Annotated in this window: 18 protein-coding genes and 1 pseudogene; 11 read left to right on the top strand and 8 right to left on the bottom strand. The window is 66.5% G+C overall.

Annotation, left to right across the window (positions count from 1 at the left end):
- From AC1DE3_RS17455 to AC1DE3_RS17435, 5 genes are all read right to left on the bottom strand, one after another.
- Entirely contained in the window at positions 1-525 is a 525-nt protein-coding gene (locus AC1DE3_RS17455; RefSeq protein WP_476778546.1) for a DUF934 domain-containing protein, read from the bottom strand.
- Positions 512-2182, bottom strand: a complete 1671-nt coding sequence (locus AC1DE3_RS17450) for a nitrite/sulfite reductase (RefSeq protein ID WP_476852612.1) — start codon at positions 2180-2182, stop codon at positions 512-514. Before AC1DE3_RS17450 ends, AC1DE3_RS17455 begins: the two co-directional genes overlap by 14 nt.
- A 3-nt stretch (positions 2183-2185) precedes the next feature.
- On the bottom strand, positions 2186-2542 hold the full coding sequence (locus tag AC1DE3_RS17445; RefSeq protein ID WP_476778544.1) for a DUF2849 domain-containing protein: 357 nt from the start codon (positions 2540-2542) through the stop codon (positions 2186-2188).
- A gap of 277 nt (positions 2543-2819) precedes the next feature.
- Positions 2820-3794, bottom strand: a complete 975-nt coding sequence (locus AC1DE3_RS17440) for a Gfo/Idh/MocA family protein (protein ID WP_476778543.1) — start codon at positions 3792-3794, stop codon at positions 2820-2822.
- Between the two features lie 335 nt (positions 3795-4129).
- Positions 4130-7855 (bottom strand): beta strand repeat-containing protein, encoded by a 3726-nt coding sequence (locus AC1DE3_RS17435; protein WP_476852611.1) that lies wholly within the window; start codon positions 7853-7855, stop codon positions 4130-4132.
- A gap of 754 nt (positions 7856-8609) precedes the next feature.
- On the opposite strand from AC1DE3_RS17435, the pseudogene AC1DE3_RS17430 reads away from it, so the two are divergent.
- The 3 genes and pseudogenes from AC1DE3_RS17430 to AC1DE3_RS17420 form a co-directional block, all read left to right on the top strand.
- A pseudogene (locus AC1DE3_RS17430) lies at positions 8610-9287 on the top strand (ABC transporter transmembrane domain-containing protein); the annotation flags it as partial.
- 139 nt (positions 9288-9426) lie between these two features.
- Positions 9427-10227, top strand: coding sequence for an ATP-binding cassette domain-containing protein (locus AC1DE3_RS17425; protein ID WP_476852610.1), 801 nt, complete (start codon positions 9427-9429; stop codon positions 10225-10227).
- Entirely contained in the window at positions 10214-11578 is a 1365-nt protein-coding gene (locus AC1DE3_RS17420) for an HlyD family type I secretion periplasmic adaptor subunit (RefSeq protein WP_441512576.1), read from the top strand. The genes AC1DE3_RS17425 and AC1DE3_RS17420 overlap by 14 nt, the downstream gene beginning before the upstream one ends.
- A 39-nt stretch (positions 11579-11617) precedes the next feature.
- On the opposite strand, the gene AC1DE3_RS17415 is transcribed toward AC1DE3_RS17420, so the two are convergent.
- Positions 11618-12517, bottom strand: coding sequence for a LysR family transcriptional regulator (locus AC1DE3_RS17415; protein WP_476778540.1), 900 nt, complete (start codon positions 12515-12517; stop codon positions 11618-11620).
- Positions 12518-13180: 663 nt separating this feature from the next.
- Between AC1DE3_RS17415 and AC1DE3_RS17410 the strand changes: the two genes are divergently transcribed.
- From AC1DE3_RS17410 to AC1DE3_RS17375, 8 genes are all read left to right on the top strand, one after another.
- Positions 13181-13930: a FadR/GntR family transcriptional regulator gene (locus AC1DE3_RS17410; RefSeq protein WP_476778539.1), complete on the top strand. Its 750-nt coding sequence runs from the start codon at positions 13181-13183 to the stop codon at positions 13928-13930.
- 41 nt (positions 13931-13971) lie between these two features.
- On the top strand, positions 13972-14865 hold the full coding sequence (locus AC1DE3_RS17405) for an NAD(P)-dependent oxidoreductase (protein ID WP_476778538.1): 894 nt from the start codon (positions 13972-13974) through the stop codon (positions 14863-14865).
- A gap of 8 nt (positions 14866-14873) precedes the next feature.
- Entirely contained in the window at positions 14874-15557 is a 684-nt protein-coding gene (locus AC1DE3_RS17400) for an amino acid ABC transporter permease (protein WP_476778537.1), read from the top strand.
- A gap of 9 nt (positions 15558-15566) precedes the next feature.
- A complete protein-coding gene (locus AC1DE3_RS17395; RefSeq protein ID WP_476852609.1) occupies positions 15567-16235 on the top strand; it encodes an amino acid ABC transporter permease in 669 nt (222 codons plus the stop codon).
- A gap of 15 nt (positions 16236-16250) precedes the next feature.
- Entirely contained in the window at positions 16251-17021 is a 771-nt protein-coding gene (locus AC1DE3_RS17390) for an amino acid ABC transporter ATP-binding protein (RefSeq protein ID WP_476778535.1), read from the top strand.
- Between the two features lie 26 nt (positions 17022-17047).
- On the top strand, positions 17048-17833 hold the full coding sequence (locus AC1DE3_RS17385; RefSeq protein ID WP_476852608.1) for a transporter substrate-binding domain-containing protein: 786 nt from the start codon (positions 17048-17050) through the stop codon (positions 17831-17833).
- 62 nt (positions 17834-17895) lie between these two features.
- A complete protein-coding gene (gene rpiB / locus AC1DE3_RS17380; RefSeq protein WP_476778534.1) occupies positions 17896-18342 on the top strand; it encodes a ribose 5-phosphate isomerase B in 447 nt (148 codons plus the stop codon).
- A gap of 17 nt (positions 18343-18359) precedes the next feature.
- Positions 18360-19280: a ribokinase gene (locus AC1DE3_RS17375; protein ID WP_476778533.1), complete on the top strand. Its 921-nt coding sequence runs from the start codon at positions 18360-18362 to the stop codon at positions 19278-19280.
- Positions 19281-19423: 143 nt separating this feature from the next.
- Here AC1DE3_RS17375 and chrA read toward each other — a convergent pair whose 3' ends face one another.
- Positions 19424-20839, bottom strand: a complete 1416-nt coding sequence (gene chrA / locus AC1DE3_RS17370; protein WP_476778532.1) for a chromate efflux transporter — start codon at positions 20837-20839, stop codon at positions 19424-19426.
- Between the two features lie 15 nt (positions 20840-20854).
- The coding region (locus AC1DE3_RS17365; RefSeq protein ID WP_476852607.1) for a chromate resistance protein ChrB domain-containing protein at positions 20855-21115 on the bottom strand (261 nt) is incomplete at its 5' end.

Genomic DNA, 21115 nt, shown 5'->3' with positions numbered 1-21115 from the left:
TCACTCCGCTGCGGTGGGGGCCGTGCCTCTCGCCGCCCGGCGCCGGTCGAGGATGTTGCGCGCGCTCTCGCCATAGCCGCGCTGATAGGTGGTGCTGAACGATTCCCGCGCATGCAGCCATTGCTGGGCCGGCTGGCGGGCGGCGCTCGCCTCCGGCAGCTCGATCGTGTCGAAGCCGCAGGAGAGGGCGTAGGCGAACTGGTCGGCGATCAGCGGGCCGGTGGCGCGGATCTCACGGTAGAAGCCGGAGCGCCGGATCTGGCGCGCGAGGCTGAAGCCGCGCCCGTCCGAATAGGCGGGGAAGGCAATAGCGACGAGCGCGAGCCGCGGCAGGAACGGCGCGAGTGAGGCGAAAGGCACGGAGTTGGGCAGAATCACGCCGATCTGCTGATCGGGAGCCTGCGCCTCAAGCGCCTCCGCCAGAGCCTCCCACGGCACCAGCGCGGCGGGGATATTGCCGATCGCGGCGCCCTCGCTGCGGGTCCAGCGCTCCTCGGCGTCTCCGTCCTGGTCAAGCAGCGGCACGGGCGGTCTCCTGGAACGCGGCCTTGAATGGTCCGAGGCCGATACGGCGGACATTGTCGATGAAGCTTTCGCCCTCGCTCCGCTCGGCCAGATAGACGGCGACGATCCGCTCGATCGCATCCGGCACCTCCTCGGCGGCAAGGCCGGGGCCGAGGATCTCGCCGATCGCGGCATTCTCGGTGGCGTCGCCGCCGAGCGTGATCTGGTAGGATTCGATGCCGCGTTTCTCGAGGCCGAGAATGCCGATATGGCCGACATGGTGGTGGCCGCAGGCGTTGATGCAGCCGGAGATCTTGATGCCGAGCGGCCCGATCTCACGCTGGCGCGCTTCATCGGCGAAACGCTGCTGGATCGCTTGGGCGATCGGGATCGAGCGTGCCGTCGCCAATGCGCAGTAATCGAGGCCGGGGCAGGAGATGATATCGGTGACGAGGCCGATATTGGCCTCGGCCAGCCCCGCTTCTCCGAGCCGCTGCCAGATTGCGGGAAGGTCACGCTGGCGCACATGCGGCAGCACGAGGTTCTGCGCATGGGTGACGCGCAGCTCGTCGAAGGAATAGCGCTCGGTTAGATCGGCGACGAGGCGCATCTGCTCGCTGCTCGCATCGCCTGGGGCCTGGCCGAGCGGCTTCAGCGAGATCGTCAACGCGGTGTATCCGGGCGCCTTGTGCTCGTGGGTGTTGACCTCGACCCAGCGGGCGAAGGCCGGGTTCGCGGCCTTGGCCGCTTCCAGCGTGTTGCTGACGGCCGGCAGCACCTCATAGCGCGGCGGCGCGAAATAGGCCGCGATGCGCGCGACCTCTTCCGCGTCGGCATTGATCGAGGGGCCGTCGAGCAGAGCAAATTCGGCCTCGACGCGGCGAGTGAATTCCTCGGCGCCGATCTCGTGGACGAGGATCTTGACGCGCGCCTTGTATTTGTTGTCGCGCCGGCCCTCGAGATTATAGACCCGCATGATCGCCTCGAGATAGGCGAGCAGGTCCTTCTTCGGCAGGTAGTCGCGCACCACCTTGCCGATCATCGGCGTGCGGCCGAGCCCGCCGCCGACGCTGATCTCGTAGCAGGTCTCATGCGTGTCGGGGTGGCGGCGCAGGCGCAGCCCGATATCGTGAGCCTTGATCACGGCACGATCGTGCTCGGCGCCCGTCACCGCGATCTTGAACTTGCGCGGCAGGTAGCTGAACTCGGGATGGGCCGAGGACCATTGCCGGATCAGCTCTGCGGTCGGGCGCGGATCCTCGATCTCGTCCTGCGCGACACCCGCGAAGTGATCGGCGGTGACGTTGCGGATGCAGTTGCCGGAGGTCTGGATGCAATGCATCTCGACATCGGCGAGCAGGCCGAGGATGGCGGGGATATCGCGCAGCTTCGGCCAGTTGAACTGCAGGTTCTGGCGCGTGGTGAAATGGCCGTAGCCGCGGTCGTAGCGCTCTCCGATCAGGGCGAGCTGACGCAGTTGCCGCGCGTTCAGCGTGCCATAGGGAACGGCGATCCGCAGCATATAGGCGTGGAGCTGGAGATAGACGCCGTTCTTGAGCCGCAGCGGCTTGAACTCATCCTCGGTGAGGGAGCCGTCGAGCCGGCGCGCCACCTGATCGGTGAACTGCGCCACCCTCTCCCGGACGAAACGCTCGTCGAATTCGTCGTAGCGATACATGGATCAGCCCTTCGGCGCGGAGGCGATGCCTTCACCGGCCTGCTTGCCGAGATCGGGACGGTTGCTGGGGCCGAGCGTCTTGAAGCGCTCGCGGAAATGGCGCGGAACCGGGCCGCCAGCCTCGATGGTCACATCGACGAGATAGGCGTCGACGACCTTGTTGCCACGCAGCTCGGTGGTGGCGAAGGCTTCGAGCCGCTCGGCGGCCGCGTCATCATTGGCGACAAGGGCGGGCGCCGGATCGCGCGTCCAGGCGAGGGTGCCGGCATCATTGGCGGTCGCGAAGACGACATCGCCGTCGAGCAGGTCGTTGGCGAGCAGGATCGCGGGCAGGGGGATGCGTTTCGAGGCAGTGGCCATCACGCGGCCTTCCGCTTGTCGCTGAGGCCCCGCCGATCGATGACGTTCAAAATCGCCACAGCAATACCCATCCCTGTTCGGTCTTTCGAACAGGGATTTTACGCTACGAGCGGGCGATAGCTCAATTCACATCCGATAGGGTGTTTTTCTGTATTCTCAAGGGTAGGGAGTAAAATCATCTCGCAAGGCGTATTTCGGGCCCTCTCGGCGCAAATTTGTGCCAATTGTGGCGGCGCCCGGTTGAGCCCGGGGGCGCCGCCACGGCCCGATGGACGCGTCAGGCGCTCTTCAGGATCGTTTCGACGATTTCCTGCACATCGAACGCTTCGCGCAGCGTAGCAAGGTGGTGCGGCTCGCCGCGCGTCAGCTTCGCCACGCCCTCGAGCTGGCGGCGCAGTGCCAGCGGACGCGCCTCGTTCTGGGAGAGTGCCTCCGGGTCGCGCTCCCAGCTGCCATCGGAACGGCGGCGCTCGGCATGCGACCAGTCGTAGAGCCGCACCGCGCCCTTACCGCCCTCGAACGTCCAGACGTTGTGGTCGTCCTTGGCGGTGGTGCCGACGCTGCCGGTCAGGGTGACGGGCAGGGCGCCCGCCGTCAGCGTCGCCTCGATGCGGCGCTCGCTCTTGCCGGCTTCGGGGAAGCTGGCCTTGGCGGCGAGGCCGGTGAAGGGGCCGGCGATACGGCGGGTCAGGAACAGGAAATGCGAGACGACCTCGCGGGTGAAGCCGCCCTGCGCCGGCCCGTCGAGCCAGCCGGCCGCATCGACCTGCCAGGAGCGCGGCCAGGTCGCGAAGGCGACCTCGATCGAGACGCGCTGGGGCGTGCCGACCGCGCCGGAGGCTATCCAATCTCGCAGCCGTGCCACGGCGGGCGAGGAGGCGAAGGGAAAGTTCACGGCGCCGCGATCCCCGGCTTCGGCGACGAAGGCGCGCGCATCGGCGAGGTCGACCGCCAGCGGTTTCTCGCAGAACACCGCCTTGCCGGCGGCGAGCGCTGCGCGGGCATGGGCGAGATGGGAGGAGGGCGGCGAGGCGATGTAGACGCAGTCGCTTGCGGTGATAAGGGCGGCGGTGTCCGGCTGGCGTGGCACTGCGGGCAGCGCCGTACCAATGCGCTCCATGGCCTCGGCGGAAGGATCCCAGATGCCGGAGACGCTGAGCGCCGTCGCCGGCTGGTCGAGCGCCGCGCGCAGCATGCGCTCGCCCATGATTCCGGCGCCGATCAGGCCGAAGGAGATAGGAGTCTGGGACATGGTGGAATCTCGGGCAGGCAGTGAAGGGCAGAAACGCTGCTCCCTGCATCGCATGCCGGGACGGTCGGGCGGAAGCCGTTTCAGCGCGGTCCCGGTCGGCGTCGAGACGGCTCGTATCCACGCCGTGAGCGAGAGCCTCATGAGGCCAGCGCGAACCGGACCCAAGGGTGGGTTAGTACGGTTGAGGATGAAGGTTTCGCGACCGTCGGTGCGCCGAACTTTGCGCCACCGCGGCGTTCGGCTGCTGCGGGCGCGTTCACTATGGGGGCTCAAGCAACAAGGGCTCCTTCAGGAGCCCTTGCGCAGTGTCTTGTGTTTCTTTGGCAGATGTCCGCTCAGACGAAGCGGAAATCGTCGGCGCGCAACGAACCGAGCTGCACGTCCGCCAGGGTGAGCGAAGTGTCGGCGTCGACCGTGAACACCACGTCCGAGCCCAGCTGTGCGGCGTGGGCCATGGCAGCATCGAAATCGGCGAAGAGCGCGCTGGCAAACTCGACGACGTCCTCATGCCCGCCAGCGAAATCGGTGACGGTGTCACGACCGAAGCCGGGCGTGAACACGAAGACGTCGTTGCCCGACCCGCCGGTCAGGGTGTCGTCGCCGGCGCCGCCTTCGAGACGGTCGTCGCCTGAACCGCCGCTCAGCGCATCGTTGCCGAGGCCGCCAAGCAGGATGTCGTCGCCCGAGCCGCCGGAGAGGTTGTCGTCACCCGTGCCGCCGTCGAGAAGGTCGTCGCCGGATCCGCCCTTCAGCGCATCATTGCCGAGGCCGCCGACCAGGTTATCGTCGCCCGCGCCGCCGTTGAGCGCATCGTTGCCCGCGCCGCCGTCGAAGCTGTCGTCGCCATTGCCGCCGGTGACGACATTGTCGCCGTCACCGAAGGACAGGTTCTCGATGTTGACGAAGGACTGGACGCCGATGCCGGCGCCGGCGATGCGACCGGAGGCCATGTCGACATAGAGCGCGCCACTCGCGGCCGAGAGGTCGAGCGTATCGTAGCCGTCACCGCCGTCGATGGTGTCGTTGCCGGGGCCGGCCTTGATCACGTCATCGCCCGTGCCGGCGTCGATGATGTCGTCACCGGCGCCGCCGTTGATGATGTCGTTGCCCGCGCCGCCATGGATCGTGTCGTTGCCGGCCTCGCCGTAGAGCGCGTCATCGCCCTCGCCGCCATCGATGAAATCATTGCCGCCGCCGGCATAGATGACGTCGTTGCCGATGCCGCCATGGACGCTGTCGTTGCCGTCGCCAAGATAGACCTGGTCGTCGCCTTCCTCGCCGTCGATGTCGAAGTCGCTCCAGGAGGTGGCGGTGACGAGGTCATTGCCTTCGCCGAGCAGGATCTTGCCGATGACCGAGGCGCCGACAAAGAGATTCAGGTGGTCGTCGCCTGCACCCATGTCGATCGCCGAGCCTCCGGTCGCCTGGATCAGGCCGGAATTGCCGAGCTTGTCGTTGCCGCCGCCCATCGAGACGCCGCCGATGATGCGGCCGGTGCTGGTGTTGATGATCTCGTCGACATAGTTGCCGACCAGATTGATCGCCTCGTTGCCGCGCAGATCGAAGCGGGCGGCGTCTGCCGGCGCGACGTTCTCCGGTCCGTGGCCATCGCCCTGGATCAGGCCGCGATTGACGACGAGCGTGGCGCCGAGCGCATTCTGGTTGCTGGAGTTGTCGACCTGGATGGCCCGGCCATAGCCGTAGATCTTGCCGGTGCTGTCGTTGATGATGGTGCCGCCGCCGATGGCGATGCCTTCGGAAACGTTCGGCTCGCCATCATGATATCCGTTGGCGCCGAGGCCCTCGACCGTGCCGGTGTTGTTGAGGAAGAGCAGGCCGTCGACGTCGATCGCGTCGCCGTCGCTGTCGGCGAGGCCGGCCGACCGGCCCTGCATGGTACCGCGGTTGGTGATGCTGACGAGGTCGGCTTCGGAGCCGTTGCTGTCGATGTTAACCGCCGAGCCGTTGCGGCCGATGATGGTGCCGTCATTCACGACGGCGACGCCGCGGTCGCCGGTGATCGCGTGCTTGGCGCCCTCGAGCAGGCCGCCGGCGTAGTTGTTGACCTTGCCGCCCGCATCGCTCTGGAAATCGATCAGGTCGCCGTCCGCAGCGAAGCCCTGGCCGGTGATGATCGTGCCCCAGTTGTTGACGGTGCCGTTCTGGCCGGGGCGGATCACATCGGTGTTGGTGCCGTACTGGCGGATGGTGCCGCCGGCGAGGTTGTTGATCGTGGCGCTGGCGCCGTTGTTGTCGAAGCTGCGGAAGTCGAGCACGCGGCCGTCGGCCTCGACCAGACCGGCATTGTTGATGACGATGCGGGCTGTCGCCGCACCGGCCTGGCTCGGGTTGAGCGCGCCGCGCAGGACGCCCGTCGCCTGGTTGTCGATGGTGAGCGAACCGGTCGCGCCGGCGGTTGTCTGGAGCAGACGGCTGGTCGCTCCGACCTCGATCAGGCCTCCATTGGTGAGCACGGCATTGCCGCCGCCGGCCCAGGTCACCGCATTGCTCGAAACCGTGAGCTTGCCGCCCGCATCGATGCCGACCTTGTCGTCCTTGTCGATAACGAGGCCGGAGGTGACGGTGCCTCCGTTGCGGATGGCGATCTCGTCGTAGCCGGCGCTACCGGCAACCGACCAGCTACCGCTCTCGACCTCCAGACGCTCGACGCCCGTGGGGGCGGCGAGGGAGCCGGTGCCCGTTCCGAGCAGCTTTACGGTGTCGCGGCCCGTGCCGCCGTCGATGCTGGCGGCTGCGCCTGCACCGGCCTTGACCTCGATGACGTCGTCACCGGCGCCGCCGAGCACCGTGTCGCCTGCACCGGCGACGATGCGGTCATTGCCGGCGCCGCCGTCGAGGATATTGGCCAGGTCGTTGCCGATCAGAACGTCGTTGCCGGCGCCCCCGATGACATTCTCGATGCCGGTCAGCGTGTCGCGGCCGATGCCTTCGCCATTGGCCTTGCCCGCGGCGAGATCGACGGTGACGCCGGTGGTCTCGGCCGCATAGTCGGCGGTGTCGATGCCGTCGCCGCCGTCGAGCAGATCATTGCCTTCGCCGCCGATGAGCCTGTCGTTGCCAGCACCGCCGAACAGAAAGTCATCGCCCGCTCCGCCGATCAGGCGATCGTTGCCATCGCCACCCTGGAGAACGTCGTCGCCCGCGCCGCCGTCGAGCTGATCGTCGCCCGCGCCGCCGCGGATGAGATCGTCGCCCGCGCCCGCCAGCACGATGTCGTCGCCCGCCCCGGCATCGACGACAAGATCGTCCTCAAGGTCGCTCGCCGTCAGCTTGTCGTTGCCGGCGCCGAGGCGGATCTCGCCATAGAGCTTCGAGCCTGCAAGGAGCGCGACCTCGTCGTTGCCATCGCCCATATCGACGGCAATGCCGTCCTGGCTGATGATCGTGCCGGAATTGACCAGGGTGTCGTCGCCGCCGAGCATCGAGACGCCGTTGAACAGCTCGTCGCTGTTGGTCAGGCTGTCACTCCCGTCGCTGAACGCGGACACGGCGGCGACGGCCGGCGCCTCGGCATTGCCCGATTCTGCCGCGGCCGGAACGTCCTGCTGCGTGGCAAGGGTCAGGCTCGATGTCGTGAACTTGCGCGCTCCTTGCCCGCCACCCGACGGGGCCGTATCGACCGGACCGGCCAAGCGTGTCGGCGCCGTGCTGCCTGCCGCGACATCGAGGTCGATCGAGGGGCTGATGAAACCGGCCGGCGTGACGGATGATCCCAATAGACTCGGATCCGTCGAGCTGCCCTGGGCGATGCGGGCTCCCTTGATGCTGCCGGTGACATCGACATCCGTTTCCGTCCCGAGCTGAACCGAAACCGCCTCGGAGCCGAGACCGCTGATCGTGACCGTCGCCCCGACCGGAACGTCGCGATCGACCGTCCAGTTCCAGCTCGCGCCCTTTTCGGCGCCCGACATATCGGAAATGTCATAGGGAATGGCGATCACGCTGCCCGCGAGGACGGGTTCGATGACCTTGAAGACAATGCCGTTTCCGGCGTCGGGGCTATAGCCGACGAAGCTGATCGAACCGACGGGGCGCGTCATGGTTTGCAAATCCTTTAGCCAATGCATCGTGAGCCCCGTCCGCCGCCAGCAGGGGACAGCCCGCATCCGGCGAGCTGAGGCGCGTTAATGAATTGGTAAGGATGACGATTGTTTAACAATTCGATCAACAGTGAAATAATTTTTGATATTTTGCCGACTAAATCGATCTGGTGAAGTAATATTTCAGCCTATTTCGGCGCCGCGCGCGTGACATGAATTGCATCAATCTCGGTATTGTCCGAGTTTTAGACGTATAGTATCGGAATCTTTGTTATGGAGATTGGAATATCGGCCTTCGAAAACGATCGAAGACATCCAGAATCGATTCTCCGTGTGGCGGAGAACAAGGGGCGTCGATAACCGATCGCCGTTCATGATGGGCCGGGAAGCCCATGCCCGGATCTCAGGCTAAGGCAGGGCGGGGGGACCGCACGAATCCAATTCATCGATGGGGGGTATGGGCATTTTCGATGGCCTGCCGCCCCGGTGATTTCACCGAGCTGTCATCTCGTCCTCCTATCGCTGCGGCCGATCGTCGAGCGCAGGCTCGGTTGGTGGGCAGGCGGGCTCGCCGACATACGGTTTCGGGGGCTGCGGCGGATTCTGCCCGCAAGCGGCTCTTCCGGTTGCTTTGCGTCAGGGAAACTCGCCGTTGCTCCCAAAATCATCCAAGAATGCTGCCAGCGAGGCTTTGGCCTCGTGCCGTTCCGCTTTCCTCGCGGTGGCGTTGTTTTCCGCCCTCGTCAACGTGCTGATGCTGACGGGCTCGCTCTACATGTTGCAGGTCTATGACCGGGTGCTGCCTTCGCGCAGCGTGCCGACGCTTGTTGCCCTCTCGCTGATCGTCGCTGCGCTCTACATCCTGCTCGGTGTGTTCGACTGGCTGCGCCAGCGCATTCTGAGCCGTGTCGGTGTCGAGCTCGACCGTCAGCTCGGCGGACCGGTGCTCGGCGCCATCCTTGGCGGACAGCTGCGGGGCGCTCCGGGCGGCAGCCAGCTGTCGCGCGATCTCGACAGCGTCCGTGGCTTTCTGTCCGGGCTGGGGCCGACCACGCTGTTCGATCTGCCCTGGATCCCGCTCTATGGCGCGCTGTGCTTCGTGCTGCATCCCTATCTCGGCTGGACGCTGGTGGCCGGCGCGGCAATCCTGATCGTGCTCGCGCTTCTGACCGAAGTGCTGTCGCGGCGGCCGAGCGCCGACGTCGCCCGCTCGTCCGGGGAGCGCGCCGCCCTGATCGAGGCCGCGCGCCGCAATGCGGAGGCAGTGACGGCGCTCGGGATGAACGGGCGGATCGGCCGGCTGTTCGAGCGGACCAATGACCGGCACGTCGCGGCCAGCCTCAGGGCTTCCGATATCACCAGTGGGCTCGGCGGCATCTCGAAGGTCATTCGCTACATGCTGCAATCCGCCATGCTCGGCGTCGGCGCCTGGCTGGTTATGCACGATCAGGCCTCGTCCGGCGTGATGATCGCCTCCTCGGTGCTGAGCAGCCGTGCGCTGGCGCTGGCGGCCCTTCATAGGTGCGCGGCAGGCCTGGCGTCGGCTTCATTCGGCGCTCGGCGAAGCGCCTGTGGCACTCGCGGTCTCGCCCGAGCGTCCGACGCAGCGGGTCACGCTGGAGCAGGTCTTTGTAGCGCCTCCCGGCAGCCCGACACCGACCGTCAAGGAGATCGGTCTCACGCTGCAGGCGGGACAGGGGCTGGCCGTGATCGGCCCGTCCGCCTCCGGAAAGTCCACGCTCGCGCGGGCGCTGGTCGGCGTCTGGCCGGTGCTGCGCGGGTCCTTGCGCCTCGACGGCGCGACGCTCGACCAGTGGCCGGAGGAGGAGCGCGGCGCGATCATCGGCTATGTGCCGCAGGATGTGCAGCTCTTCGCCGGGACCATTGCGGAGAATATCGCCCGCTTCGACCCGGCGATGACGGAAGAGGCCGTCCGCAGCGCGGCCAGGGCCGCCGGCGCCTATGACCTCATCCTCGGACTACCGAAAGGTTTCGAGACACCGATCGGCGAGGCCGGCGGCGTCCTGTCCGGCGGTCAGCGGCAACGCATCGCGCTTGCTCGCGCGCTGTATCGCGATCCCTTCCTTGTCGTGCTCGACGAGCCCAATGCCAGCCTCGATGCGGATGGCGACGCCGCTCTCACCGCCGCGATCGCCGGTGTGCGCGCCCGCGGGGGGATCGTCGTCGTCATAGCTCATCGCCCCTCGGCGCTGGCGGGCATCGACCTCGTCCTGATCCTGGCAGACGGCCAGGTGCAGGCCTTCGGGCCGAAGGAGGAGGTGCTGCGCAAGAGCCTTGCGGCGAAACCGGGCTCGGCCGGGCCGAATCCGTCCCATCCCCGAATTGCAGTGGCGGCCGATGCGCGCGGTTAACGAGAACAGGTCCGGCGGGCAGCCGTCTTCGAGCATGGCCGGGGCCGAGGGGCGCCGTGCCGATCCTCGCCGCGACATCCGGCGTGCGACGCTGTTCGGGGTCGCGACCATCGCCGTGCTGCTGGGCACTGTCGGGCTGTGGGCGGCGACCGCGCCGCTTTCGGGCGCGGTGATCGCCTCGGGCAAGGTCGTCGTCGAGAGCAATGTCCGGCGCGTGCAGCACCCATCCGGAGGCGTCGTCGCGGAGATCCGGGTCAAGGATGGCGACCGCGTCAAGGCCGGCGACGTGCTGGTGCGGCTGGACGAAACCAATGCCAGGGCGAGCCTCGCGCTGATCGAGATCGAACTCATCCGTTTCCAGGCGCGCAAGGCGCGGCTGGAGGCCGAGCGCGAGGGCCACTCCGATTTGGTGCTGGTTCAGGAGTTGCGTGACAGGGCGGGCGATCCGGGCGTGATCCGGGCGGTCGCTGGCGAGCTGAGGCTTTTCCGCACCCGCCGCGCCGCGGCCGATGTCCAGCGCTCCCAGCTGCGCGAGCGGATCGCGCAGTCGCATGAGGAAATCAAGGGCTTGTCGTCCCAGATCGAGGCCCGGCGGGCGCAGGCCATGCTGATCGAGCAGGAACTCGAGGGCGTGCAGAAGCTGTACGACCAGAACCTCGTCGCGCTCTCGCGCCTGACCTCGCTCCAGCGCGAAGCCTCGCGCCTCATCGGCGAGCGGGGCAGCCTCACCTCCGACACGGCACGGGTCAAAGGCCGCATTGCCGAGATCGAATTGCAGATCGTCCAGATCGACGAGGATCTGCGCCGCGAGGTCACGACCGAACTGCGCGATGTCGACGGCAAGATCGCCGATCTGTCGGAGCGCCGGGTCGCTGCGCGCGATCAGCTTGAGCGGATCGAGATGCGCGCGCCGCAAGATGGTGTCGTCCATCAGCAGACCGTGCACACGATCGGCGGCGTCATCGGCCCAGCCGAACAGGTCATGCTGATCGTACCGGAGGCCGACGGCCTCATCGTCGAGGCGCGGGTCGAGCCGGCGTTGATCGATCGGCTGCGGATAGGGCAGGCGGCGATGCTGCGCTTTCCGGCCTTCGACAGCGCCACCACGCCGGACCTCAAGGGGCGGCTGATCCATGTCTCGGCCGATGCGAGCACGGACCAGCAATCCGGCGTGTCCTTCTATACGGCGCGCGTCGCGCTCGATCGCCCGGAGATCGACCGCCTCGGCGGCAAGAGCCTGCTGCCCGGCATGCCGGTGGAGACCTTCATTCAGACCGGTTCGCGCACTGCGCTCGCCTATATCGTCAAGCCGATCGAGGATCAGCTCGCGCGGGCCTTCCGCTACGATTGAGGTCCGCGGAGACGCACCGCGCCAGCGTTGGCGCGGTCGTCAGGCGGCCTCGGGACTCAACCGTCCTGATGGCTGCTCGAACGCGTCGCCAGCGCAGCGGAAGAACTCGGCGATCATCGGAGCGCGCCGGCGCTCTTCGAGGCAGACGACGTATTCGTTGATCGCGATGCACGGGTCGCGCAGCGGCAGGAAATGCAGCCGCGTGTCGAAGCCGAATTCGAGATCGGCGATCGCGCCCATGCCGAAGCCGGCGGCGACCGTTTCGCGCACGCCGTCTCGCGTCGACACCTCGATGATGTCGCCGAGCGTGACGCCGCAGGCAGCCAGATTCTGCTCGAAGACCTCGCGCGTACGCGAGCCACGCTCGCGCAGCACGAAGGGAAGACCCTGCAGATCCCTGATGGAAACCGATTCCCGCTGAGCCCAGGAATGGCCCTTCGGCAGGAACACCCCGAGCTTCATCGTGGCCAGCGGCCGAACATGGAAGCGGCTATCCGTCGGCATCTGCCCGGTGACGCCGGCATCGGCGCGGTATTGCGTGATCTGCTCGATCACGCCGTCGGAGTTGTGAAGCTGAATCGAGAAGACGAGCTTGGGCCGGCGCCGACGTAGCGCACCCAGGATCGGCAGCAAGTGGACGGTGCCGTCCGAGGCCAGACGCAGGCGTCCGCCGTCGGCCTTGCGGCTCTTGAGCATTCGCCCGGCCTCCGTGAAGGCCGAAAACAGGCGAGACGTGACTTCATAGAGCGCCTCGCCATCGGCCGTCAGCGTGGCGCCGCGCGGCCCGCGCTCGAACAATACGACGCCGGAGATCGCCTCCAGCTGCCGCACCTGACCGGACAAGGTCGATTGGCTGACCGCCATCTCCCGCGCGGCCTGCGAATAGCCGCCCGCCGTCGCGACGAAGTGGAATGCGCGAAGCTGAGTGACCGATGCCATGGCTTTCAACGTGCCGGAAGGGGCCCGGGGGCTCCAGGCGCGCGATCGCGGCTTCCGGAAACAAAAGCGATGCGCGCGGACGTCCTATCGGCGCGATGCTGCATGAATGTGACGCATATTCCAGAAATCTAAAGAATAAAATGGAATAATCGATGGGCCGAAGTATAATTTGCTGGCAAATCTAAAAGCAGATTTACGGTTCGTGGTATCGTTATTTTCGCGCCGGCACTGCCGTTATCGGCTGTGTTCGTACGACATATGCATCGCGGAGGGCGCCAGCAGCAGCGGCTTGACCTGAGGTGTCGGCCGCACCTTGGTCATGGCTGTCGGCTTCAGGAGCGGGCATCGGCATCCTCGCGTCCGGTTCAAGCGCCGATGCGCCGGTGCTCTCGGCCGGCGTTATCCCCGATTGCGCGACGGGGAGGAATGCGGCCAGCGGATCAGCGCCGACGCTGTTCTCGGTTCGATTCCGGCGCCATGCGCTATCTCTACGGCACCGGGCCCGCGAGCCTCTCCCAGGCACGATCTCCGGTTCGTCTGAGTGAGAAACAAGCACCAGTGAGGACGCCCGCGGGCCCCGCCTTTCGCTATTGCGTCCCTAATTGACCTTTTCTTCTGGTCATCGTACTGGTCTTACCAGAACGAAGAAGAATGGTTTCAGGGATGGATGCTCAAGATGCCGACAGCGCGTCGGGGTTCGAGCGGGTCTTCGCCTATCTGCGGGAGCGGCTGCTCGACGGCACGCTGAAGCAGGGCGAACGGCTCATGGCCGAACGCGAACTGGCCACGCAGCTCGGCGTCAGCCGGCCGATCGTGCGCGAGGCGCTGCGCGCGCTGCACATGCTCGGCATCGTCGAGATCCGCGAGCGCGTCGGCACCATCGTGAAGCGGCCGGATGCCTCGATGCTGAAGGACTTCTTCACGTTGGCGCTGGCCCAGCAGGCCGACCTCATCGACGACGTGATGGAGGCGCGCATCGCGATCGAATGCCAAGCCGTGCGGCTGGCCTGCGAGCGCGCCACGATCGCGGATTTCGAGCGGCTGCAGCGCGCGCTGGTCCGGATCGGCGAGACGATCGACGATGCCGATGCGGGCGGCGCTGCCGATTTCGAGTTCCACCGCGCCATCGTGCTGGCGTCGCGGTCGCCGACGCTCGCTGTGCTCCATGAATCCATGTCGACGCTGCTCGCGCGCTCGCATCGCAGCCGCCGCGAGCTCGTCCAGCAGTTCAGCTCGATGAAGAGCTACCTGATCGACGACCACAAGCGCGTTTTCGACACCATCGTCGGGCGCGATCCCGATCGTGCCGAGGTGACGCTGCGGCGCCATTTCGCGATCGGCGACGAATACCGGCGCCGTGCGATCACCGGCGAGGGGGACCGGCCGGATACGCGCAGCGCGCAGGGCGCCTGAAGGCTCCGCATTCACCAGAAAAGATGCCGAGAGAACAGAGCATGGCAGGGAACGAAAAAGGCAGCGTCGGCTTCATCGGCCTCGGAACGATGGGGCGCGAAATGGCACGCAACCTCATGAAGGCGGGGCACCCGGTGACCGTTTTCGACATCATCGGCGATGCGGTCGCCATGTTAGTGGCGGAGGGCGCGAAGCCGGCGAAGAGCCCGGCCGATGCGGCAGCCGCCGCCGATATCGCGATTACCATGCTTCCCGACACGCCCCAGGTCGAGGATGTCATCTATGGCGAAGGGGGGCTCCTGGCTTCGCCGCCGCGCGGGCGCCTGATCGTCGATATGAGCACGATCTCGCCGGTGGCTGTCCGCCGAATGCATGCCGATCTCAAGGCGGCCGGGACCGATTTCATCGACGCGCCGGTTTCGGGCGGTCCACTAGGCGCCAAGAACGCGTCGCTCACCATCATGGCCGGCGGCGAGGCTGAGGCCTTCACCAGGGCCGAGCCGTTCTTCCGGGCCATGGGCACGACCATCACCCATGTCGGCGCGCCCGGCGCCGGCCAGGCGGTCAAGCTCTGCAACCAGTTGATCTGCGGCATCAACATCCAGGCGGTCTGCGAGGCGATCGCGCTCGGCCGCGCCTCCGGCGTCGATCTGGAGCAGATGCGCACCGTGCTGCTCGGCGGCTCGGCCGCGTCCTGGATGCTCGACAAGCTCGGCCCCGCGATGATCGCGGGCGATGCCGGGGCGGGCTTCCGCATCGACCTGATGCTCAAGGATCTGCGCCTCGTGCAGGAGCAGGCGCAAGCGCTCTCCGTGCCGCTGCCGGGCACGGCGCTCGTCACCAGCCAGTACATCGAGGCGCGCGCCCATGGCGAAGGCGCCAACGGCAATCAGGCGCTGTTCCGCGTCTATGACCGCATGACGAACCGGGCCTGACGGCGGCGATGGGTCTTGACCTCGACTTCTCCGTCGTTCTGGAGCGCTGGCCGCTCTTCCGCGACGGTGCGGTGATGACGCTGCAGCTCGCCTTCATGGCGATCCTGATCGGCGGCGCGATCGGCACGTTCTGCGCCATCGGCCGCGGCAGCACCAACCGCTTCATCGCCGGGCTCTGCGCGGGTTATGTCGAGACGATCCGCAACACGCCGCTGCTGGTCCAGATCTTCCTGGTCTATTTCGGCCTCGCCAGCATCGGCTTCAAATTCTCGGCCTTCTCCGTCGCGGCGGCGGCGCTCGCCATCAATGTCGGCGCCTATACGGCCGAGATCATGCGGGCCGGCTTCGAGGCGATCCCACCCGGCCAGATCGAGGCTGCCGAAGGGCTCGCGCTTTCACGCTTCCAGATCTACTGGCACGTCATCCTGCTGCCGGCGATCGAGAAGGTCTATCCGTCGCTGACCAGCCAGTTCGTGCTGCTGATGCTGGCTTCCTCGGTCACCTCGCAGATTTCGGCCGAGGAACTGACGGCCGTCGCCAACTACGTCCAGTCCGACACCTATCGCGCCTTCGAGACCTATATCCTCGTGGCGCTCGGCTACATCGCGCTCTCGCTTGTCCTGCGCGCCGCCTTCTGGGCGCTGGGGCTCGTGCTCTTCCCGCGCCGCCGGCGCCTCGGCACGTCGCTCTAGAGGTCGATGATGGGCGGCTCCCTCAACGCGAACCACCTCCTCTTCCTCGGCCAGGGCGCGCTCTGGACGATCGGGCTGTCGGCGATCGCGCTGATCGGCGGCGGCCTCGTCGGCTTCCTGATCGCGCTCGCCCGGGTCTCGCCGAGCAAGGCCGTCCGTCTGTTCAGCGGCGCCTATGTCCAGCTCATCCAGGGCACGCCGCTGCTGGTGATCATGTTCCTCGGCTATTTCGGGCTTTCGGCGCTCGGCTTCCGGATCACGCCGCTCTGGGCCGCCGGCGCCTCGCTGACCATCTATGTCGGCGCCTATTTCGGCGAGATCTGGCGCGGTTGCATCCAGGCCGTGCCGCGCCCGCAATGGGAGGCTGCCGAGGGGTTGGGCCTCAGCCGCACCCAGCGGATGCTCAAGGTCATCCTGCCCCAGGCCATGCGGATCGCAACGCCGCCGACCGTCGGCTTCATGGTGCAGATCATCAAGAACACCTCGCTGGCCTCTGTCGTCGGCTTCGTCGAGCTCGCCCGCTCCGGCCAGATCATCAACAACTCGCTGTTCGAGCCCTTCCTGATCTACGCGATCATCGCCCTGATCTATTTCGCGCTCTGCTTCCCGATCTCGCTCCTCAGCCAGCGTCTCGAACGCCGCATGGGCGTCGGCCGCGCGAAGCTGATGCCGGCCTGACGAGATTTGAAAGCCATGAGCCAGGAACGACTTCCCATCGCCGAACGCATCATCGTCGATCGCCCCATCGTCGCCCTCGACAAGGTCCATAAGAGCTTCGGCGCGCTCAAGGTGCTGGACGGGGTCAGCTTCACCGTCGAACGGGGCGAAGTGCTGGTGCTGATCGGCCGCTCCGGCTCCGGCAAGAGCACGGCGCTGCGCTGCATCGACCGCTTCGAGAAGATCGATTCGGGCGAGATCCGCGTCTGCGACCACCGCGTCGACGCGGCCGATATCGACCTCAGGGCGCTGAGGCAGGATGTCGGCATCGTCTTCCAGAGCTACAACCTGTTTCCGCATCTCACCATCGAGCAGAACATCACGCTCGCGCCGGTTTCGGTGAAGGGCATGAGGAAGGCCGAGGCCCGCGAGCTCGCCAAAGCGATGCTGGCGAAGGTGGGCTTGTCCGAGAAGCTCGACGCCTATCCCGAGCAGCTTTCCGGCGGGCAACAGCAGCGCGCGGCGATCGCCCGCTCGCTCGCCATGCAGCCCAAGGTGATGCTGTTCGACGAGGTCACCTCCGCGCTCGATCCGGAGCTGACCGGCGAGGTGCTCAAGGTCATCGAGCAGCTCGCCGCGGACGGCATGACCATGGTCATGGTCACCCATGAGATGGGGTTCGCACGGGGCATCGCCGATCAGGTGGTGTTCATGCACGCGGGCAGGGTTCACGAGGCCGGAAGTGCCTCGATCCTGTCGGCACCGGCCACGCCGGAACTCGCCCAGTTCGTCGGAGCCGGGCTCTAACGACCAAAAGGGAAGGAAAACCAAGGATGAAACGCTTTCTCACGATTGCCTTGCTCTGCACGACGGCGCTCGCCTGTGCCGGCCAGGCCGCGCGCGCCGACATGCTCGACGACGTCATGAAGGCAGGCAAGATCCGCATTGCGACTGACCTCGCGATCCCGCCATCCGGCATGATCGACGGCGCCATGAAGCCGACGGGCTCGGATGTCGAGACCGCCGAGCTGCTCGCCAAGGATTGGGGCCTGCAACTGGAATTCGTGCAGACGACAGGTGCGACCCGCATCCCCAACGTCCAGACCAACAAGGCCGACATCATCATCTCGACGCTGTCTGTGACACCCGAGCGAGCCAAGGTCATCGACTTCTCCAAACCCTATGCGGCCTTGCAGTCGGTGGTGGGCTGCCTGAAGTCGCTCGAGGTGAAGAGCTGGGACGATCTGAAGGGCAAGACGATCGCTGTCTCGCGCGGCACGACGCAGGACACGACGCTGACCAACATGAAGGAGCGCGACCTCAAGCTCGCCCGCTTCGAGGACGATGCGACGATGGTCACAGCCGCCATCTCCGGCCAGGCCGACTGTGTCGCCACCTCGGCGACGATCGTCTCGCAGATCGGCGTCAAGGCGCCGGCGCGGCCCTTCGAGCCCAAGGTCTCGATCACCAATTTCGATCTCGCCATCGGCGTGAAGAAGGGCGAGCCGAAGCTTCTGGAGAAGCTCGACGCCTGGGTCGAGCACCTCAAGAACGGCAAGCTCAACGCGATCTACAAGAAGTTCCACGGCACCGAACTGCCCGCGAACATGCGCGGCTGATCCATTCCTCGCCGGCGTCCGACAAGGGCGCCGGCGCTTCGCTCCAACCAACAGGACATCTCATGCGTCTCGTCATCGGCTCCGACCATGCCGGCTGGTCCCTCAAGCAGCACGTCATCGACCACATCAAATCGCTGGGCCACGAGGTCGTCGATGTCGGCTCCCATGACGACAATCCGGTCGATTTCCCCGATATCGCCCGCGAGGTCGCCCGCAAGGTCACGTCCGGCGAGGCCGAGCGCGGCATCATGGTCTGCGGCACCGGCGTCGGCGCCTCGATCGCCGCCAACAAGATGAAAGGCATCCGGGCGGCGGTCTGCCACGACATCCATTCCGCGCATCAGAGCGTCGAGCATGACGACGTCAACGTCATGTGCATCGGTGCGAAGATCGTTGGTCCCTGGCTCGCCAGCGACCTGATTTCGTCCTATCTCTCCGCCGAGTTCTCGACCGACGAGGATTTCCGCCGTCGGGTCGAGAAGCTGCACCAGATGGACGCCGAAGGCTGAAACGAGGGTAGGGCCCGATGATCCTGGTCTTCGGATCGATCAATGTCGATTTGGTCGCGCGGGTCGCGATCATTCCGGGACCCGGCAAGACGGTGCTCGCGCCATCCTATGAACGCCATTTCGGCGGCAAGGGCGCCAATCAGGCCGTGGCCGCCGCGCGCCTTGCTGCGCCGGGCCGAGTCGCCATGGCGGCCTGCGTCGGTGATGACGGCTTTGGCCGGGAATCGATCGACAACCTCGCTGCCAGCGGCGTCGCCGTCGATCTGGTCCGCATCGGTGCGAACCCGACCGGCTGTGCCTTCATCACGGTCGATGCGCGCGCGGAAAACGCGATCACCGTTGCCAGCGGCGCCAATCTCGAACCGGGTGCGGACGACGTGCCGGAGGCGCTGCTGGGCGTCGATACGCTGCTCGTGCTCCAGATGGAGGTTCCCTTCGCGCAGTCGCTGGCGCTCGCGCAGCGCGTCCGGGCGTCCGGCGGCCGGGTCGTCTGGAATTGCGCGCCGGTGCCGGACGGTTTCCCGGCGGCCGATGCGGGGGCGCTCCTTGCCGCGAGCGATGTCCTGATCGTCAACGAACACGAGGCCGCCGATATCGCCGCCGCCCTCGGACATCCGGGCGGCGAGATCGCGGGCCTGATCGCGGGCACCGCGACGCGCTGCATCGTCACGGCCGGTGCCGAAGGAGCCTATGGCTATACGCCGGAAGGCGAGAGGCTGCATGCAGCCGCCCCGCGCATCGAGCCGGTCGACACGACCGGCGCCGGCGATACCTTCGTCGGCGCGGTCGCGGCTGCTCTCGACGAAGGCCTGGATCTGCAGCAGGCGCTCGACATTGGCTGCAGCGCCGCGGCCCTCTCCTGTCTTGCACGGGGAGCGCAAGCGGGCATGCCCTTGCGCAGCGCGCTCCGATGGGCTGGCCCGGACCACGGTCAATGAATCGTCCCGCCGCTGCAACTGGGGCTGGTCGCGGAAGAGGTCGGATTTGCGCTTGAGCCTCGCCCCGACGACCGGACGTATTCCTGGCATTCCCCGGATGCCGTCCGGCGGGTCCTCGATCGGGTCAGCGGGCAATCTCGCGATCAGGCGAACCCCTGCAACATTCCGTAGAGCAGCCCCGCAAGCGAACACGCGGCGATGACCTTGATCATCCCCACCTTGAAGCGGAACACCGCGATCACGGCCGCCAGCGTCAGCACCAGCGAGGCGAGGTTGACCGTGCTCAGCACGGGCACGTCGAGCTGCATGCCATAGATGCGGATTTGGCGGACCTCGGCAAACAGGACATGCAACGAGAACCAGATCGACAGGTTCAGGATCACGCCGACGATGGCGGCCGTGATCGCCCCGAGAGCGGCGGAAAGAGCCCCGTTGTTGCGCATCGTCTCCATGAACGGAGCGCCCAGGAAGATCCAGAGGAAGCAGGGAACGAAGGTTACCCAGGTCGTCAGCAAGCCGCCGAGCGTGCCGGCCAGCAGCGGGTTCAGCGATCCCGGCGCGCGATAGGCGCCCATGAAGCCGACGAATTGCGTGACCATGATCAGCGGTCCAGGCGTGGTTTCGGCCATGCCGAGGCCGTCCAGCATTTCGCCCGGCTTCAGCCAGCCATAGTGCTCGACCGCCTGCTGGGCGACATAGGACAGCACCGAATAGGCGCCGCCGAAGGTCACCATCGCCATCTTGGAAAAGAAGATGGAAATCTCGGTGAACACGTCGCCTCGGCCGAGCGTCGCCAGCAAGGCGATGACCGGAGCGAACCAGAGGAAGAAGCCGATGGCGGCGACCTTCAGCGACCAGCTCAGCGGCGGCCTGGCATGCGCGGGAATGCCTTCGCCAAGCGCTGAATCGATGTCGGCGACCTGCTTGCCCCCGGCCTTGCCATGGCCGCCTCCCACCTGGAAGGCGGACCAGCCGGCGCGGCCGCCGATATAGCCGATCAAGCCGGCCACCAGAATAACGAGCGGGAAGGGCGCCTGGAACAGCGCCAGCGCGAGGAAGGCCGCTGCGGCGAGGCCGATCATGACCCCGTTCCTGAGGGAGCGCCGACCGATCCGCAGCACGGCTTCGAGCACGATCGCCAGGACCGCCGCCTTCAAACCGAAGAACAGGGCCTGCACGCTCCCGACATTGCCGAAGATGGCGTAAATCCAGCTCAGCGCCATGATGGCGACGAGGCCGGGAAGCACGAACAGTGTGCCGGCGACGAGGCCGCCCTTGGTCTTGTGCATCAGCCAGCCGATGTAGACGGCCAGCTGCTGCGCCTCGGGGCCAGGCAGGAGCGTGCAGTAATTCAGCGCATGCAGGAAACGCGTCTCGCCGATCCAGCGCTTCTCCTCCACGATAATGCGGTGCATCACCGCAATCTGCCCGGCCGGGCCGCCGAAGCTGAGCGCCGCGACCCGCGCCCAGACGCGCAGTGCCTCGCCGAACGAAATCCCGTGATCAGGTGCTGTGCTCGGTGCGGAAGGCGCAGCGTCGAGGGTCTCGATCTTGCTCATGGTGTTCCCCGGCCGTCAGCGGCGCTTCGACCTGAAGTACTGATAGAGGTTGTCGAAGACAGCCGCGCCCTGCGCGATGCGTTCTTCGTCCTGAGCGTTGGCGCCGCAGACGCCCGAAATCAAGCTCGCGATGCCCGTGGTTTCCTCGCGCCCGAACTTCCCATCCTTCAGATCGATGTCGTGGACGATCTCGGAAATGGCCTGGAGAGCGGGCTCAGAAAGACCGGCGCGGGTCAGCAGGACCTCGAAGCTGCACCGATCGCCTTCATGGGTGAT

Source organism: Allobosea sp. 10L417, assembly GCF_056395485.1.
The sequence above is the reverse complement of the archived record's forward strand: the minus strand, read 5'-3'. Positions and strand labels throughout refer to the sequence as shown.